At 69.4% G+C, this 14,908-nt stretch carries 16 protein-coding genes; 2 read left to right on the forward strand and 14 right to left on the reverse strand.

The features are described 5' to 3' along the window. Window position 1: 1 nt before the first annotated feature. The 10 genes from ACOKM3_RS17350 to ACOKM3_RS17395 form a co-directional block, all read right to left on the reverse strand. Window positions 2-592 (reverse strand): hypothetical protein, encoded by a 591-nt coding sequence (locus tag ACOKM3_RS17350; protein ID WP_426901478.1) that lies wholly within the window; start codon window positions 590-592, stop codon window positions 2-4. 21 nt (window positions 593-613) lie between these two features. Next, on the reverse strand, window positions 614-1,222 hold the full coding sequence (locus ACOKM3_RS17355; RefSeq protein ID WP_426901480.1) for a pilus assembly protein TadG-related protein: 609 nt from the start codon (window positions 1,220-1,222) through the stop codon (window positions 614-616). Continuing rightward, the gene (locus ACOKM3_RS17360; protein WP_426907037.1) at window positions 1,219-1,428 is read right to left on the reverse strand and encodes a hypothetical protein; all 210 of its coding nucleotides are present in this window, start codon (window positions 1,426-1,428) and stop codon (window positions 1,219-1,221) included. Before ACOKM3_RS17360 ends, ACOKM3_RS17355 begins: the two co-directional genes overlap by 4 nt. A gap of 177 nt (window positions 1,429-1,605) precedes the next feature. Beyond that, the gene (locus ACOKM3_RS17365; RefSeq protein ID WP_426901482.1) at window positions 1,606-2,508 is read right to left on the reverse strand and encodes a DUF5936 domain-containing protein; all 903 of its coding nucleotides are present in this window, start codon (window positions 2,506-2,508) and stop codon (window positions 1,606-1,608) included. A 7-nt stretch (window positions 2,509-2,515) separates the two neighbouring features. After that, window positions 2,516-3,472 carry a type II secretion system F family protein gene (locus tag ACOKM3_RS17370; RefSeq protein WP_426901484.1) on the reverse strand — a complete coding sequence of 319 codons (957 nt, stop codon included), beginning with the start codon at window positions 3,470-3,472 and terminating at the stop codon, window positions 2,516-2,518. After that, a complete protein-coding gene (locus tag ACOKM3_RS17375; RefSeq protein ID WP_426901486.1) occupies window positions 3,469-4,851 on the reverse strand; it encodes a CpaF family protein in 1,383 nt (460 codons plus the stop codon). Before ACOKM3_RS17375 ends, ACOKM3_RS17370 begins: the two co-directional genes overlap by 4 nt. Before the next feature lie 9 nt (window positions 4,852-4,860). After that, window positions 4,861-5,193, reverse strand: a complete 333-nt coding sequence (locus tag ACOKM3_RS17380; protein ID WP_426901488.1) for a TadE/TadG family type IV pilus assembly protein — start codon at window positions 5,191-5,193, stop codon at window positions 4,861-4,863. Between the two features lie 104 nt (window positions 5,194-5,297). Beyond that, window positions 5,298-6,887 carry an AAA family ATPase gene (locus ACOKM3_RS17385; RefSeq protein WP_426901490.1) on the reverse strand — a complete coding sequence of 530 codons (1,590 nt, stop codon included), beginning with the start codon at window positions 6,885-6,887 and terminating at the stop codon, window positions 5,298-5,300. A 214-nt stretch (window positions 6,888-7,101) separates the two neighbouring features. Continuing rightward, window positions 7,102-7,821, reverse strand: a complete 720-nt coding sequence (gene cpaB / locus ACOKM3_RS17390; RefSeq protein WP_426901491.1) for a Flp pilus assembly protein CpaB — start codon at window positions 7,819-7,821, stop codon at window positions 7,102-7,104. A 26-nt stretch (window positions 7,822-7,847) separates the two neighbouring features. After that, the gene (locus tag ACOKM3_RS17395) at window positions 7,848-8,789 is read right to left on the reverse strand and encodes a hypothetical protein (RefSeq protein ID WP_426901493.1); all 942 of its coding nucleotides are present in this window, start codon (window positions 8,787-8,789) and stop codon (window positions 7,848-7,850) included. Window positions 8,790-9,070: 281 nt separating this feature from the next. On the opposite strand from ACOKM3_RS17395, the gene ACOKM3_RS17400 reads away from it, so the two are divergent. Next, a complete protein-coding gene (locus ACOKM3_RS17400; protein ID WP_426901495.1) occupies window positions 9,071-10,126 on the forward strand; it encodes a chitinase in 1,056 nt (351 codons plus the stop codon). A gap of 45 nt (window positions 10,127-10,171) precedes the next feature. Here ACOKM3_RS17400 and ACOKM3_RS17405 read toward each other — a convergent pair whose 3' ends face one another. Further along, window positions 10,172-10,714 (reverse strand): PadR family transcriptional regulator, encoded by a 543-nt coding sequence (locus tag ACOKM3_RS17405; protein WP_426901497.1) that lies wholly within the window; start codon window positions 10,712-10,714, stop codon window positions 10,172-10,174. Window positions 10,715-10,845: 131 nt separating this feature from the next. Here ACOKM3_RS17405 and ACOKM3_RS17410 point away from each other — a divergent pair, with 131 nt between their 5' ends. Beyond that, window positions 10,846-11,412 (forward strand): hypothetical protein, encoded by a 567-nt coding sequence (locus ACOKM3_RS17410; RefSeq protein ID WP_426901499.1) that lies wholly within the window; start codon window positions 10,846-10,848, stop codon window positions 11,410-11,412. Between the two features lie 6 nt (window positions 11,413-11,418). Here ACOKM3_RS17410 and ACOKM3_RS17415 read toward each other — a convergent pair whose 3' ends face one another. The 3 genes from ACOKM3_RS17415 to ACOKM3_RS17425 all read right to left on the reverse strand — a co-directional run bounded on the left by ACOKM3_RS17415 (window position 11,419) and on the right by ACOKM3_RS17425 (window position 14,897). Continuing rightward, window positions 11,419-12,750 (reverse strand): Nramp family divalent metal transporter, encoded by a 1,332-nt coding sequence (locus ACOKM3_RS17415; RefSeq protein WP_426901500.1) that lies wholly within the window; start codon window positions 12,748-12,750, stop codon window positions 11,419-11,421. A gap of 62 nt (window positions 12,751-12,812) precedes the next feature. Further along, a complete protein-coding gene (locus ACOKM3_RS17420; protein WP_426901502.1) occupies window positions 12,813-13,340 on the reverse strand; it encodes a hypothetical protein in 528 nt (175 codons plus the stop codon). Window positions 13,341-13,415: 75 nt separating this feature from the next. Beyond that, on the reverse strand, window positions 13,416-14,897 hold the full coding sequence (locus tag ACOKM3_RS17425) for a GntP family permease (RefSeq protein WP_426901504.1): 1,482 nt from the start codon (window positions 14,895-14,897) through the stop codon (window positions 13,416-13,418). Window positions 14,898-14,908: the final 11 nt, after the last annotated feature.

Below are 14,908 nucleotides of genomic sequence, written 5' to 3' on the forward strand. Positions count from 1 at the left end.
GTTACTCGCCCTCGGTGAGGTTGAGTTGGGCCGGAGGCATGGAGCCGACCTGGAACGTGACCTCGCTCGTGCCGTCCGGTGGGGCAGGGAACTGGGCATACCAGTCGGCGGTATGCCCATTGCGGACTCCGCCAGTGAATCGAGTGCACAGGCAGCGTCCCTCGGTGTCCCGGAGGATCAGGTACTTCTTCTTGGCCTTCTGGTCGACGAGGCTGGCGCCGGCGATCGAACCTCCGTTGCTCATCAACTCGCGCTCGTCCCCCCGCCAGTCGACCGGAACCCACGCCTTCCCCGTGCCGTTTGCCACGGTCCCCTTCACGGTGACGAAGCCCCCGGCGTCACGCTGCGCCGAAGTGACGGTGAGGCTGATGCCCCCTTCGCCCTTCACCTCGGCCAGCGGCTCGTCCGTCGTCGGTGCAGCGGACTTCTCCTTGCTGTCGGCACCCCGCTCTGCCGGCGCCGAGGACTTCGTAGCATCCCCCTCGCCCTTGTCCCCGTCGCCTCCGCAGCCCGCCATGGACAGGACCAGGCCGGCCGCGATCGTCGCCGCAGCCAGTGCCCGGCGGGTGGTCGTCGTACGCCGAAGGTTCATCGCTGCGGCTTCCCTCTCTCGTCAGTCGGCAAGGTGGACGGCGAACAGGTCGGACGCGTCCGGCAGGTCGTCCAGGTCGAAGTCCTCCGGGTCGAAGTCCAGTTCCTTACCGTCGCAGGTGAGTTGCAGGGGCTTTTTCGGGTCGGCGTCCAGCGGAACGTCGCAGCGTGGCTGTACCACCGCTGTGGCGTGCGCCTTCGCCGTCTCGTTCTCCGTGCCAGGGATGATCGTGTCGCCCACCGTGTGGAGGGTCTCCACGCCTACCTCGTAACCCGGGTAGCCGTTGACGTTCGTGAAGGCCGGGCCGTTCACGACTTTGGCGTCATTGGCCGCTGCCAGACGCCCCGCCGCGGCCCCCGGCGCACCGACGTCCTTGGGGTCCATGCCGTCCAGCCAGTCCAACCAGTTGTCGCCGCCCTCAAGCGCATCTCCCAGCCCCAGCATCAGCTCCTCACGGGCAGACTGCGCTGCCGCCAACGCGGCAGCGTCGGCGGCAGATTGGGCGCCGTTACGCACGGAGGCCGCTTGAGCGAAGGCAAAAAAGGCAAGGGCGGCAAACAGCAGAATCCCGGTCAGCCAAATGTAGATCGGAAGCGTGGATCCGCGATCGTCCAGCCGGAGCCCGGTCAACCACCGGTGACGTTGCTGATGGCGTCCATTATCGCGCCGGAGATCATTCCATCGAGCCCCAGGCTGTCGATCGCGACGAAAATCCCCGCGATCAGAATCATCAGCCCCGCGTACTCCACGAACCCGGCCCCGGAATCCCGCCGAGCCCGCTCCCCCATCGCATTGGTCCACGTCGCCCACACCCCGAGCAGTTTGTCCCTGATCACGGGAGCCCCCTTTCACCACTTCCGGCACTTTGGCCAAGGCAACCAAATCAACACACGCAACGTACGTGGAGCGCAACCCTCTGCACCCGTATTCGCCAAGTAAGGGGTCGCGCTTGACCGGAAATTGTCGGCGCGTTGCGTCGCCCGTCATCGCCGGAACCCCCTTACGTAGAACACTCAACGGCCCAATACAGAGCCGAAGTTGGTTCCGGAGCCGAGGAACATCCCCGTCCCGATCAGAATCATCGTCGCCGGCAACATGAACACCAACGTCACCATCGTCGCCTTCGGAATCGTCTTCGCCGCCCGGCGGCGGGAGTTCTGGGCGTCCGTGCGGCGCATGTCCGTGGCGAGTTGGATGAGGGTGTCCGCGATCGGGGAGCCCAGTTCCTCGCCCTGTTGGAGCGCCGAGACGAACTGGGCGACCTGCTCGGAGGCATTGCGGCGGCGGAGTTCGTCGAAGGCCTGGCGGCGCGGCACGCCCATGTCCATCTGGCGGAGCGTGATGCGGAGTTCGTCGGCCCACGGGCCCTCGTACTTCTCCGAGACCCGGTCAAGGGCCTGGCGGAAGCCGAGGCCCGCGGAGACCACCACCGCGAGGACATCCAGGAAGTCGGGGAGCGTGCGGTCGATGACCTCCTTGCGCTCGCGGACCGCCTGCCAGATGAGCGCGTCCGCCGCCAGCGCGCCGAAGGCGAGGGTCAGGAGGCCGAAGAGGGGGCTGTCGGCGGAGAGGAAGATCAGGCCCATGATCAGGCCGAACGCCCCGTACACCGCTCTGCGCGCCGCGTAGCGGTCGATCGTCAGGCCGCCCGGGTTGCCCGCCATGTCGATCTTCCGGCGCTTGGCGTCGACGCGGCGCGGGCCCATCAGACGCAGCACCAGCGGCGCGAACCGCATGCCGATGCGGTCGACCGCGGAGCCGGCGGTCGAGACCCGGCTTGCGCCCACCTCCAGGGCCAGGGCCAGGTCGCTGGGGACCTTGGCGTCCGCGCGGTACATGCGGATGCCGAAGAAGATGCCCAGGGTCGCCGCCCCCGCGAGGGCCGCGAGGAGTACGCCCACCATCGTTGTCGACATCGTCCCCTCACACCTCGATTCGGCCGAGGCGGCGGATCACGAAGAAGCCGATGCCGTAGAGGGCGAGCGAGATGAGGATCAGGGCCCTGCCCATTCCCGAGTCCGTCACGCGCGCCAGCGCGCCGTCGTTCGAGGAGTTGATCAGGAGGAGGGAGCCGAGGCCGAGGAGCGGGACCGTGAAGGCCGTCGCGTTGACCTCGGAGAGCATCGTGCGGATCTCGCGCCGGGTCTCCTTCCTGTCCTCCAGCGTTTTCGTCAGGTTGCGGAGGGAGGAGACCACCGTGCCGCCCGCCTTGTTGGACAGGACCAGGGTCGTGACCAGGACGACCAGTTCGCGGGAGGGGAGGCGGGTCGCCAGTTCGTCCAGGGCGTCGTCCACCGAGCGGCCGAGGGCCAACTGGTCTGCCACTCGGGAGAGTTCTTCGCCCGCGGGGGCTTCGAGTTCGTCCGCCGCCATCGCGAGGGACGTGCGCAGCGCCAGGCCCGCGGCCGTCGCATTTGCCAGGAGGCGTGCCACGTCCGGGAGTTGGTTGATGAAGGCCTCGATGCGTTTCTGGCGTTGCCAGTTGAGGAAGATGAGCGCGCTGTAGACGGTCACCAGCGCCGCGATCGGGCCGAAGAACGGTGCCAGTGTCGACGCCGCCAGCAGCCACAGGCCCACCGCGACCACGGCCACGTAGACCGAGAACTCGCCCGCCGTCACGTCCAGGCCCGTCGCCGACAGGCGCAGGTGCACCGAGCGGCCCAGGCGCGTGCGGCGCAGGCGGCGGTCGACGGCGGCGAAGCGGCGGGCCCTGCCGCCCATGCCGCCGGCGCCCGGGTCGCCGCCCGCCGGGTACGCGTCCAGACGGTCGACCAGTTCCTGGCTCCGGGCCCGCCCCGACGCCAGGGCGTGGACGCCCGCGATCGCGACGACGCAGGCGAGAACCGTTGCCCCCAGGGCCAGTAGGACAGGAGTCGTCATCCCGTCGCCTCCCTCGTGTTGCGTACGTCCACCGACTCCACGACGCCGAACGCGGGTGGCACCGCCTCCCCCGCCACGTAGAGCCGGTCGGCGAGGAGGCGGGGCAGCGGGAGGTGTTCGTAGTAGCCGCGGACCCGGCGGATCTCGTCGTCCGTGGCCCCGGAGACGTAGGGCTGCGCGACGAAGCGGGTCGCGGACGCGATCCGGAACTGTTCGCGGCCGTGCGAGATCAGCAGCGCGATCTCGGTGATGCGGCGGGAGCCGTCGGCGGCGCGCGTGAGCTGGACGAGGACGTCCACCGCCGAGTTGATCTGGTCGCGCAGCGCCTCGAAGGGGACGTCCACCTCCGACATCGAGCCGAGGGTCTGGAGGCGGGTGAGGGCGTCCTCCGCCGTGTTCGCGTGGACCGTGGCGAGCGAGCCGTCGTGGCCGGTCGACATCGCCTGGAGCATGTCGAGCGTCTCGCCGCCGCGGACCTCGCCGACGATGATGCGGTCGGGGCGCATGCGCAGGCTGTTGCGGACCAGGTCGCGGATGGTGATCTGGCCCTTGCCCTCCACGTTCGCGGGGCGGGACTCCAGGCGGATCACGTGCTCCTGCTGGAGCTGGAGTTCCGCCGAGTCCTCGATCGTGATGATGCGTTCGTGGGAGGGGATGAGGGCGGAAAGGGCGTTGAGGAGCGTCGTTTTCCCGGAGCCCGTGCCGCCGCTGACGATGATGTTGAAACGGGCGCGGACGCAGGCCGCGAGGAACATCAGCATGTGCTCGTCGAGCGAGCCGAGTTCCAGGAGTTCGCCCATGCTGTACGCGCGCGGGAAGCGGCGGATCGTGAGCGTGGCGCCTGTGAGGGAGAGCGGCGGGATGATCACGTTGACGCGTTCGCCGGTGGGGAGGCGGGCGTCGACCATCGGATTGGACTCGTCGACGCGGCGGTTCACCGTGGAGACGATGCGTTCGATCGTCTGCATGAGCTGCTCGGACGAGGCGAAGCGGAGCGGCAGTTGCTCCACCCGGCCCGCTCGTTCCACGAAGATCGAGTCCGGGCCGTTCACCATGATCTCGGTGATCGAGGCGTCCGCGAGGAGAGGTTCGAGGATGCCGAGTCCGAGGGCCTCGTCCACGACGCGGCGGATCAGCTGGGTGCGCTCCGTCGAGGAGAGGACCGGGCCCTCGCGGCTGATGATGTGGCCGAGTACGCGCTCCAGGCGGAGCCGGCGTTCGGCGGCCTGGAGGGACGACATCTCCGCGAGGTCGATCTCTTCCAGGAGCTTGGTGCGGTAGACGGCCACCAGGCCCTCGTCGCGGTCGGCGGGGATGGCGGTGTCGGGGCCGCCGCCTGCCGGGTCGCGGGTGGCGATCACTCTTGAGCGAAGGCTCATGTCTTCAGGTCAACTCCCCTCGTTCTCGCGGTCGTTCGGCATGGTGGCGGTGCGGTGGACGTCCCAGCCGTCGCCGAACAACGGGATGACCGGTGGTACGTGGACGGTGACGGTGTACGTCACGGCGTCCCCGCCGCCGCCCCCTACCGCCTCGGGATTCAGCCAGGCGCTCGCCGCGGCGTCGGCCGCCGACTGGGCGGTGCCGGGGGCGAGGGATTCGGACCGGGCCGCTGCGCGGGCGGCGGATCCGGCCTGGTTGGCGGCGTAGCCGACGAGGCCGAGTTGGATCGCGGCCATGCCGATGACGAGGAGGAAGGGGAGGAAGCCGGCGAACTCCAGCATGGAGACTCCGCGGTCGCCGGACAGGTTTCGCCGCGGCGGGGTTGCGGACTCGGGGCTCTGCCCCGGACCCCGCGCCTCAATCGCCGGCGGGGCTTGATAATCCGTCACCGGACCGCCTCCGTCGCCGCTCCCGCCTCGCCCTTCACCGACCAGCCGGGGTTCACGCCCGGGAAGAAGAGGGGGACGTCGACTTCGACCGTGGCCTTCGTGACCACGCCGCCGCTGTTCGGGCAGCTGATCGTTGCCCCTTGCCACGCCCCCGGCAGGTGCTTGCGGCCGGCCGCGTCGCACGCCCCCTGCCCGTCGCCGCCAGAGGCGTACGCCGAGGTCGCGGCTCGCGCCGCCTCGTCCGCCGCGTTGCCCGCCAGGGAGTACGTGTAGCCGTACAGGACGCACTGCCACATCAGGGCGAGGACGACCAGGACCAGGGGGAACATCGCCGCGAATTCGAGGGTCACCGCGCCCTTGTCCGAACCTCGGCGGCGGGCCCGGCGGCCCGACGTCGGGGGTGCGGGCGTGGCCACGAGGTCGAGTTCCGCCGCCAGCGCCCACATCGCCTGCTTGACCGACGAGCGGTTGTCGAGGTCCTGCATGCGGCCCGCGTCGACCGCCGCCTGGAGTTCCTTGTACGCGGCCGGGATGGCGGTGCGGGCCGTTTTCGTGCCTGTCACCCGTTCCACCAGCGTCGGCTGGATCTCCGCCGAGCGGGCGTGGCGGTTGACGACCGTGAGGGTCTCCTCCGCCTTGCGGATCTGGAGGCGGTCCCAGAGGCGGACCATGCGCTTCGCCGCTCGTACCGCCACGACGTCCGGGGTGACCAGGAGTGCCGCCTGGTCGGCGAGTTCTATGGCCGCGGTGTTCGCCGAGGACATTTGCGTACCGCAGTCGATGACCACCACGTCGTAGCGGGCGCGCAGGGCGTGGATCACCTGGCGGGCCACGCGGTCCGTGACGTCCTCGCCGCGTTCGCCGTCGGCGGGGGCCAGGAGCAGGTCGACGCCGGACTCATGCACGAATGCGGCGTCCTGGAGGACGCGGGGCGTGATGTCGCGGATCGCGGCGAGGTCGGCGACGGAGCGGCGGAACTGGACGTCCAGGTAGGAGGCCACGTCGCCGGACTGGAGGTCCAGGTCCAGGAGGGCGGTCGTGCGGCCTGATGCGCGGGCGGCCAGGGCGAGTTGGACCGCTGTGACTGTCGTTCCCACGCCGCCCTTCGCGCCCGCCACCGCGATGACCCGGCCGCCGCCGCCCGCCGGGACGAGTTCGGTTCCGCTGCCGCCCGCCAGGTGCCGGCGCATGCCCGCCGACCAGGACGCCGCCGCGTTCACGCGTTCCGCGAGGGCGTCGTAGCCGAGGGGGAACGCGACGATGCCGCGCGCTCCGCTGTCCATCGCGGCGGTGAGGAGGGCGGGGCCCGTGTCGGCGGTGAGCAGGACGACGCCCACCGCCGGGAAGCGGAGGACCAGGTCGCGGATGAGGTCGAGGGCGGGGACGGGGCCTATCCGGTCGTGGACCAGGACGACTTCGGGGAGCTCGTCCAGGGACTCGGCGGCGAGGCCGGCGAGCGTGTCCAGCAGGGCGGTGGCGTCGGGGACGGGTGGGGCGGGTTCGGCGTCGGGGAGCTGGGAGAGGAGTGTGACGAGGCCTCTGGCGGTTTCCGGGTCGGCTACCGCCGGGAGGATACGGGTGGTCATCGGCGGGACGCTCCGTTCCGCGGCACCGGGGTTACGGTCGCGGGGCTCTGCCCCGGGCCCCGCTGGCTCTCGTCCAAAGGCGGGGCTTGATTTGCCCGAACCGGGGTTGACGTCTCGGGGCTCTGCCCCGGACCCCGCGGGCTCTCGTCCAAAGGCGGGGCTTGAAATGCCCGAACCGGCGCCGGGGCTCGGTCGACCCGGGATGGAAGTGACGTCACTTGTCGCCCTCCAAGGTGTACGAGCGGTCCTCCGGGGTGATTTTCCCGGGGTCGCCCGGGGCCACCAGGGCCAGGCGTACGTGGGTCGCGAACGACTCGGCGTAGGCGACCCGTTGGGCGTCCGCGGGGCCGAGGGCGAAGGTGATCGGGACGGCCTCGCCCTGCCTGCGGGTGGAGTTCTCGCTGTCCGCGGCGCCCTGCTGGTCGATCGGGGTCAGCTTGCCCACGTCGATCACCCCGGCGTTCTCCACGATGACCTTGGACTGGTCGCGCTGCTTGTCGTTCTCGGCCTTGAAGGTGGCGTAGATGTTGACCTTCGAGCCGGGGTTGATCTTCCCGGCGACGCCGGTCTCCGCGTCGATCATGATGGCGATCTCCTGCTGGCCCGCCTCCAGCTTCGGGCGGTCGACGATCATGTCGGACTGGAGCAGGGAGCCCTTCTTGAGCTGCGTGACGGCGATCTTGCCGCGGATGTCGCCGAGGTCGGTGACGGCCGTGTCCGACAGCCAGCGTTTGGGCATCTCCACCTTTTTGAACTGGTCCGCGGTGAGCTGCTTGTACGGGGACACGTCCTGTTTCAGTTCGTACGCGTCCACCTCCGGCGCCACCTTCGAGTCCACGTCACGGATCACGGCGAGCACACCGGCGAACGCTCCGATGGCGCACAGGGCCGAGACGACCAGGAGTATGACGCCGCGGCGCTGACGTGAATTCATGGACCGTGCAACCTCGTTGGTAGGGGTCAGGAGTGAGTCGGACGTGGGAGTGCTGTTCGGGTCGAGCCCGCCGCGGGTGTGAGCGCCGAGCGTGCCGGCGCGCCCGCGCCCTCGGGTGGCGCCTCGCCCGCCAGCGGCGCGGAGCAGAACCCGCAGCGGTCGCCGATGAGTTCGAGGCCGCACCAGTGGCACTGTTCGCGGCGGACCGAGGAGACGAGTTGGTAGAGGACCGAGATGTCGGGGATCGCCGCCGCGAACTCCACGATGCGGCCGGGGCTGGCAGGCTTGCCCGTCGCCCACCATCGTGGTGACTCGGCCGGCAGGCGCGTCCGCGTCACGCCCTGCACGCGCCAGGCAGGGGCGAGGACACCGGTGAGCCAGTCGGGAGTGTGCTGGCCGACGGCGTAGACCATGCGGGTCCCGAAGGCGGGGCCCGTCGGTGTCTCCGAGCCCGTCAGACGCAGGAGTTGGGGTTGCGGCGAGGCGACCACCGCGAACTGGGCGTTCGGCGACCAGGACTTCGCGTGCGCCTTCAGGGAGACCGGGACCCGGTCCAGTTTCGCCACCGATCCGACGACCGCGCCCGCGTAGACGTAGTGCGCGAGAAGGCGGGCCGAGGACGCGAGCACGCCCGGGCTGAAGTCGCAGATCGACAACTGGCGCAATTGCAGCGCCAGTACGGCGAGCCCGAGGGGCGGGAGCGCGGGTCGCAGGATCGCCATCCGGTCGGTTTCCAGCACGGAACGGATCGAATGCAGCCGGTGCACGGTCGCGTCCGGCGCCGATTCCGGACAGAGCACGATCACGTACCCGTGCTGTTCGATCAGCGTGTGGACGTCGGTCAGGGCGCGGTCGAGCGGATACTTCTGCTGCGGTTCGCCCACGGGCAGCACGGTGGCGGTCGGTGTGTGCCGGTCCGGCGAGGCGAGGACCAGGTCGGGGTCGGTCACGGCTATGGCGGTCGGCACGCGTGAACCCCCCGGTCGTCGCTCTGCGTCCCTCCAGCAGCACCTCACGGTGCCGCTGCCTGAGCACCATATCCACGCAGCCGCCCCGCAACACCCCACTTCGCACTGTTCACGGGGCGGTGGACGGTGATTCGTATCCGGTTGGCGAAGAAGCGTCGGTGACAACCCTTGACAAGTTCAATGGTCTGGACCAGTTTGTACGGCCAGCAGCTGCTTCCTCAACTCCCCCCACATCTCCCCCACTTCGGTGCCGGGAGACCTCCCCCCACTTGGAGGAAGAAATGGCGCATTCCTATCGCAGACGGTCCCGGCTCGGCGTACTTCTTGGCGCGTTCACGGCGGCGGCGCTCGCCGTGGGCGGTCTCGCCACGACAAGCACCGCGAGCACGACAAGCGCCGCGAGCACGACAAGCACGGCACATGCGGCCAGTACGACAGAAAGCTCCACGGCCGCCGTTCCGGCGCACGCCGTCACCGGCTACTGGCAGAACTTCGACAACGGCGCGACCGTGCAGAAACTCGCCGATGTCCCGGACGCGTACGACATCGTTGCCATCGCCTTCGCCGACGCCACCACGACGCCCGGCGCCGTCGACTTCACGCTCGACTCGGCGGGCCTCGGCGGCTACACGGACGACGCCTTCAAGGCCGACATCAAGGCCAAGCAGGCGGCCGGGAAGTCCGTGGTCATCTCGATCGGCGGCGAGAAGGGCACCATCCAGGTCAACGACGCGGCCTCCGCGACCAACTTCGCCGACTCCGTGTACGCGCTCATGCAGGAGTACGGGTTCGACGGGGTCGACATCGACCTGGAGAACGGGCTCAACTCCACGTACATGTCACAGGCGTTGAAGTCCCTGGCCGCCAAGGCGGGCAGCGGGTTCGTACTCACCATGGCGCCGCAGACCATCGACATGCAGTCGACCTCGGCCGAGTACTTCAAGACCGCCCTGGCCGTGAAGGACATCCTCACCGTCGTCAACATGCAGTACTACAACAGCGGTTCGATGCTGGGCTGCGACGGCAAGGTCTACAGCCAGGGGTCCGTGGACTTCCTGACGGCGCTCGCCTGTATCCAGCTGGAAGGCGGGCTCGACCCCTCGCAGGTCGGCATCGGCACACCGGCCACGCCGAGCGCGGCGGGCAGCGGCTACGTGGCCCCGTCGGTCGTGAACGACGCCCTCGACTGCCTCACCAAGGGCACCAACTGCGGTTCGTTCAAGCCGTCGAAGACCTACCCGGGTCTGCGCGGCGCGATGACCTGGTCCACCAACTGGGACGCCGCCTCCGGCAACGCGTGGTCCTCGGCCGTGGGACCGCACGTCGACGGCCTGTAATCCCGTGACCCGTGCAGCGCCGCCGCTCCCCCGGCGGCGCTGCCGTCATGCGCCCTCACCCGCCGCGAGTCGCGCCGCCGCGACTTCCTTCTCCGCCCAGTCGGCCCACTCCGCCTGCATCGCCATGAACCGCTTGCCCCACTCCAGGGTCAGCCGGCCGTAGACCGCGAGCGGGTCCGCGCCCCAGTCCATGGACGCGTCGAGCTCCTCCAGGCCGGCGAGACGGCCGCGCGCCGACTCGGCCCTGCCGCGCAGGAAGTCCCGCGCCTCGCCGCCCTCCACGGTGCCGAGGAGGAAGACCCGCAGCAGGACGTCGTTGCGCCGGTATCCGTTCGGCGTCGTCTCCAGGAGCCAGTGCCGCAGCTCGGCGCGGCCCTCGTCGGTGATCTCGTACGTCTTGCGGCCGCGCGGCCCCTCCTCCGCGACCCGGGTGAGACCGGCCGCGTCGAGCTTGGTCAACTCGGTGTAAATCTGGCTCTGAGTGGCGGGCCAGACGTTCTCCAGGCTGGTACGAAAGGTCCCGAGCAGGTCGTATCCGCTGGCCGGGCCGTCCGCGAGGAGGCCGAGCAGTGCGTGTCGAAGGCTCATGGCACCACTGTACCTACGACGTTCCACTATTGACATGTCACTGCGTGAGGTTCTAACTTCGACATGTCAGTTCAGGAATGTCAGATGTAGAGCCGGAGCCGGACGAGCCGGACCAAGACCTGGGGGACCCCATGGCTTACCTGCGCAGCTTCCTTCCGTGGATCGCCGTGAGCGTGCTGATCGGCACCATCGACGTCCGGTACGCGCTGCTCGTCGGGCTCGTCCTGGCCGTCGCCCTCGCCGCGGGCCAGCGGCGCGCGGGCCGCGCCTGGGACGCGCTCGTCATCGAGGTGAGCGCCGCCGCGTTCTTCGCGGTGGGCACGGGCATCGCGTTCGCCCTGCCTGACTCGGACTTCGTCGAGCACTACGCGTCGGCCGGCTCCTCGATATGGCTGGCCCTCATCGCCTGGGGGTCGCTCGTCATCGGGCGGCCGTTCACGCTGGGGATCGCGAAGACCCAGGTGCCCGAGGAGTTCTGGGGCAGCCCCGTCTTCCGGAAGGTCAACGTCGCCATCACCGCCGTCTGGGCCGCCTCCTTCACCGTCAGCGGCATCGGTACGGCCTGGCTCCGCCACGCCCAGCCGGGCAGCGACACCGCCCGCACCGTACTGACCGTGGCCTGCATCGCGCTGCCGATCCTCTTCACGGTGCGCTACCCGGACATCGCCCGCGCCCGCGCCCGCGCCACCGCCAAGTAGGCAGAACTAGAAGAACTCCGACCACGGCTGGTCCCAGATCTGCTTCACGCACAGGACGACGAACAGCAGCCCCGCGATGGTCAGCATGCCGTTGCTGAGCCAGCCGTTGCGCCAACTGGCGGGCGTACGCGAGGAGTTCAGCAGCCAGACCAGGGTGAGGGCGAGGAACGGCATGAAGGCCGCGCCGAGGACTCCGTAGATGATGACCAGGCGGAACGGCTGGCCCTGGAAGAGCAGGACGATCGGCGGGAACGTCATCCACAGCAGGAAGCCGCGGAACGCCCACCCCTTCTCGCGGTCGCCGCTCGCCACTTCCTCGCCGGTGACGACGCGGGAGAGCCGGTAGCGCTCCACGAAGTCGGCGAACATCAGGCTCACGCCGTGCCAGACGCCGATCAGCGAGGTGAAGGACGTCGCGAAGAAGCCGATGAGGAACATCTTCGCCGTCGCCGTGCCGTACTGGGCCTCAAGGATCTTGGAGAGGTCCACGAGCCCCTTGTCGCCCTCGGCGATCGCCGTGTGGGACGCGTGCAGCAGTTCCGCGCCGACGAACAGCATCGCCACGACGAAGATGCCGGTGGTGATGTACGCGACCCGGTTGTCGAGGCGCATCACCTTCATCCACGACGTGTTCGTCCAGCCCTTGGCGTTGACCCAATAGCCGTACGCGGCAAGGGTGATGGTGCCGCCGACGCCGCCGATCAGGCCCAGCGTGTTGAGGATCGAGTCCTTCTCGTCGGGCAGCACCGGGAGCAGCCCGGCGAAGGCGTCGCCGAGGTTCGGGGTGACCCGGATCGCCAGATAGACGGTGACGACGAACATGACGCCGACGAGCACCGTCATGACCTTCTCGAAGACGCTGTACTTGTTCAGCCAGACGAAGACCAGGCCGACCACGCCGGACAGGATCGCCCACGGCTTGATCGACCAGTCGGCCGGGAACACGTCGGGGAACAGCGCCTGAAGGGGCAGCCCGCTCGACGACATCGCGGCCGCGCCGTACACGAAGCCCCAGATCACCGCGTAGATCACGAAGAAGTACGTGGTCCACTTGCCGAGGCCCGCCCAGCCGTCGAAGAGGGTGCGGCCCGTCGCCAGGTGCCAGCGGCCCGCGGCCTCCGCGAGGCTGATCTTGACGAGGCAGCCGAGGACCGCGGCCCAGAGCAGGGTGTAGCCGAAGTTGCTGCCCGCGATGAGGGTGGCGACGAGATCGCCCGCCCCGACGCCCGTCGCGGCGACGACGATGCCGGGGCCGATGTATTTCCAGCTGGACTTTCGAGGGTGCGAGTCGGAGGAGGAGGTGACGCCGGTTCCTGGGGTGCCCGTGGTGTCCGCCATGAACACCAAGGGTGCGCAAAGCTACGGGTCTGGCAAGAGGGGCGTCACCACCAACTGCCCCGCTAATCCTCGAAGTACGTGTCCAGGGCCTTGTCCAGCTGGTCCGTCCACTCGGCCAGACGGGTCTTGTCGGGGGCCTCGACGTCGTTCGGGAACCAGCGGGCGTTGGGCATGTGGACCGTCACCGTGAGGCGCTTGCGGACGGTGCCGTACTCGACCGCGCTGATCTCGGACCAGGTGAAGTCGGCCTCCTGGTCGTCGAGCGTGAAGCGGACGCCGGTCGCGTCGACGGTGATGGAGCCGCGGCGGTCCTTGGCGTCCATGACGGGGCCGTCGGCGTCGGGTTCCGCGGAGTCGTCGGCGTCGGGTTCCCCGGAGTCGTCGGCTGCCGCTTCCGTCTCCGCTTCCGCCTCTTCGGGCTCGTCGTGCGGCGCTTCGGGCTGCGTCGTCACCTCCTCCGGCGTCTGATCGGCATCCGTGGCCTCGGCCTCCGGCTGCCGTGCGGGAGCCGTCAGGCCAGGGATGTGCGCCGGGTCGAAGCCGGCACCGGTGACGGGCGTGACCTTCTCGTTCTCCATACGCTGCTCCACGGGCGGAAGTATGGCGGACAAGCCTGTGCCGCACCTCCCCCAGGGGTGGTGCGGCACAGGTGCGCGGCGGAAACGCTAGACGAAGAAGCTGATCACCAGGGCCACCACGAACCCGGCGACGGACAGGACCGACTCCAGGACCGTCCACGAGCGCAGGGTGTCCCGCTCGGAGATCCCGAAGTACTTGGAGACCATCCAGAAGCCGCCGTCGTTGACGTGCGAGGCGAAGATGGAGCCCGCGGAGATCGCCATGATGACGAGGGCCGTGTACGGCTGCGAGTAGTCGCCGGCCTGGAGCAGCGGGCCGACGATGCCGGCCGTCGTGACGATGGCGACCGTCGCCGAACCCTGCGCGACGCGCAGCACCAGCGAGATCAGGTACGCCAGGACCATGATCGGCAGACCGATGCTGCTGAACGTGTCGGACAGCGCCTGCGCGATGCCGCTGGCCTGGAGGACCGCGCCGAAGACGCCGCCGGCGCCGACGACGAGCAGGATGTTGGCGACCGGCTTCAGGGACGAGGTGGACACCGTCTCCAGGGACTTGCGGGACCAGCCGCGGCGCAGGCCGAGCAGGTAGTACGCGGCGAACAGCGCGATGGTGAGCGCCACGAACGGGTTGCCGAAGAACTCGATGACCGAGCGGGCCGTGGACGGGTCCATGGCGATCGAGGAGAAGGTCGCGGCGAGGATCAGCACCAGCGGGATGGCGATGATCGTGAAGACGATGCCGAGCGGAACCGGGTCCTCGCGGGGCGTGATGCCGTCCTTGCGCTGCTCCTCGGCGAGCGCGGCCTTCGCCTCGTCGGCGGCCTCGACCATGTCCTGCGGCACCGGCACGAAGATCTTCTTGCCGATCCAGGCGGCCCAGGCCCACGCGGCGAGCACGGCGGGGATGCCGCAGACGATGCCCATGAGGATGACCCAGCCGAGGTCGACGTGGAGCAGACCGGCGGCGGCGACGGGACCCGGGTGCGGGGGCAGGAACGCGTGGGTCATCGAAAGGCCCGCGAGCAGCGGCAGGCAGTACAGCAGGATCGACTTGCCGCCGCGCTTGGCGGCCGCGTAGACGATCGGCGCGAGCACGAAGATGCCGACGTCGAAGAAGACCGGGATGCCGAAGATGAGGCCGGTGAGGCCCATCGCGACGGGGGCGCGCTTCTCTCCGAAGAGGTGGATCAGGCGGGACGCCAGCACTTCGGCGCCGCCCGAGACTTCGAGGATCGCGCCGAGCATGGTGCCCAGGCCGATGATGATCGCGATATGCCCGAGGGTGCCGCCCATGCCGTCCTCGATGACGGAGGTGACGTCGGACTTCTGGACGGTGCCGAAGAGTTCGGTGACGGAGAGGCCGGCCGCGAGGCCGACGGCGATGGAGACCGTCAGGAGGGCCACGAAGGGCTGGAGCCTGGCCTTGATGATCAGGAAGAGCAGCAGGACGATGCCGAGGACGGCAACGGTCAGCAGGCCGGCCGTGCCGGGTATCAGGAGGAGCAGACCGCCTGTGTGCGACGGCTGGTCCGCGGCGGCGGCCGCGAGGGGGGCGTACGGGGACATCGTTGACCTCG

It is taken from the genome of Streptomyces nidicola (assembly GCF_050106155.1).
In the GTDB taxonomy this organism is placed as follows: Bacteria; Actinomycetota; Actinomycetes; order Streptomycetales; family Streptomycetaceae; genus Streptomyces.

What these genes read in the sequence shown, in the direction of transcription:
- ACOKM3_RS17350 (WP_426901478.1), bottom strand. Translation starts at nt 592, where the DNA reads ATGAACCTTCGGCGTACGACGACCACCCGCCGGGCACTGGCTGCGGCG.
- ACOKM3_RS17365 (WP_426901482.1), bottom strand. Translation starts at nt 2,508, where the DNA reads ATGTCGACAACGATGGTGGGCGTACTCCTCGCGGCCCTCGCGGGGGCG.
- ACOKM3_RS17370 (WP_426901484.1), bottom strand. Translation starts at nt 3,472, where the DNA reads ATGACGACTCCTGTCCTACTGGCCCTGGGGGCAACGGTTCTCGCCTGC.
- ACOKM3_RS17375 (WP_426901486.1), bottom strand. Translation starts at nt 4,851, where the DNA reads ATGAGCCTTCGCTCAAGAGTGATCGCCACCCGCGACCCGGCAGGCGGC.
- ACOKM3_RS17380 (WP_426901488.1), bottom strand. Translation starts at nt 5,193, where the DNA reads ATGCTGGAGTTCGCCGGCTTCCTCCCCTTCCTCCTCGTCATCGGCATG.
- ACOKM3_RS17385 (WP_426901490.1), bottom strand. Translation starts at nt 6,887, where the DNA reads ATGACCACCCGTATCCTCCCGGCGGTAGCCGACCCGGAAACCGCCAGA.
- cpaB (WP_426901491.1), bottom strand. Translation starts at nt 7,821, where the DNA reads ATGAATTCACGTCAGCGCCGCGGCGTCATACTCCTGGTCGTCTCGGCC.
- ACOKM3_RS17400 (WP_426901495.1), top strand. Translation starts at nt 9,071, where the DNA reads ATGGCGCATTCCTATCGCAGACGGTCCCGGCTCGGCGTACTTCTTGGC.
- ACOKM3_RS17405 (WP_426901497.1), bottom strand. Translation starts at nt 10,714, where the DNA reads ATGAGCCTTCGACACGCACTGCTCGGCCTCCTCGCGGACGGCCCGGCC.
- ACOKM3_RS17410 (WP_426901499.1), top strand. Translation starts at nt 10,846, where the DNA reads ATGGCTTACCTGCGCAGCTTCCTTCCGTGGATCGCCGTGAGCGTGCTG.
- ACOKM3_RS17415 (WP_426901500.1), bottom strand. Translation starts at nt 12,750, where the DNA reads ATGGCGGACACCACGGGCACCCCAGGAACCGGCGTCACCTCCTCCTCC.
- ACOKM3_RS17425 (WP_426901504.1), bottom strand. Translation starts at nt 14,897, where the DNA reads ATGTCCCCGTACGCCCCCCTCGCGGCCGCCGCCGCGGACCAGCCGTCG.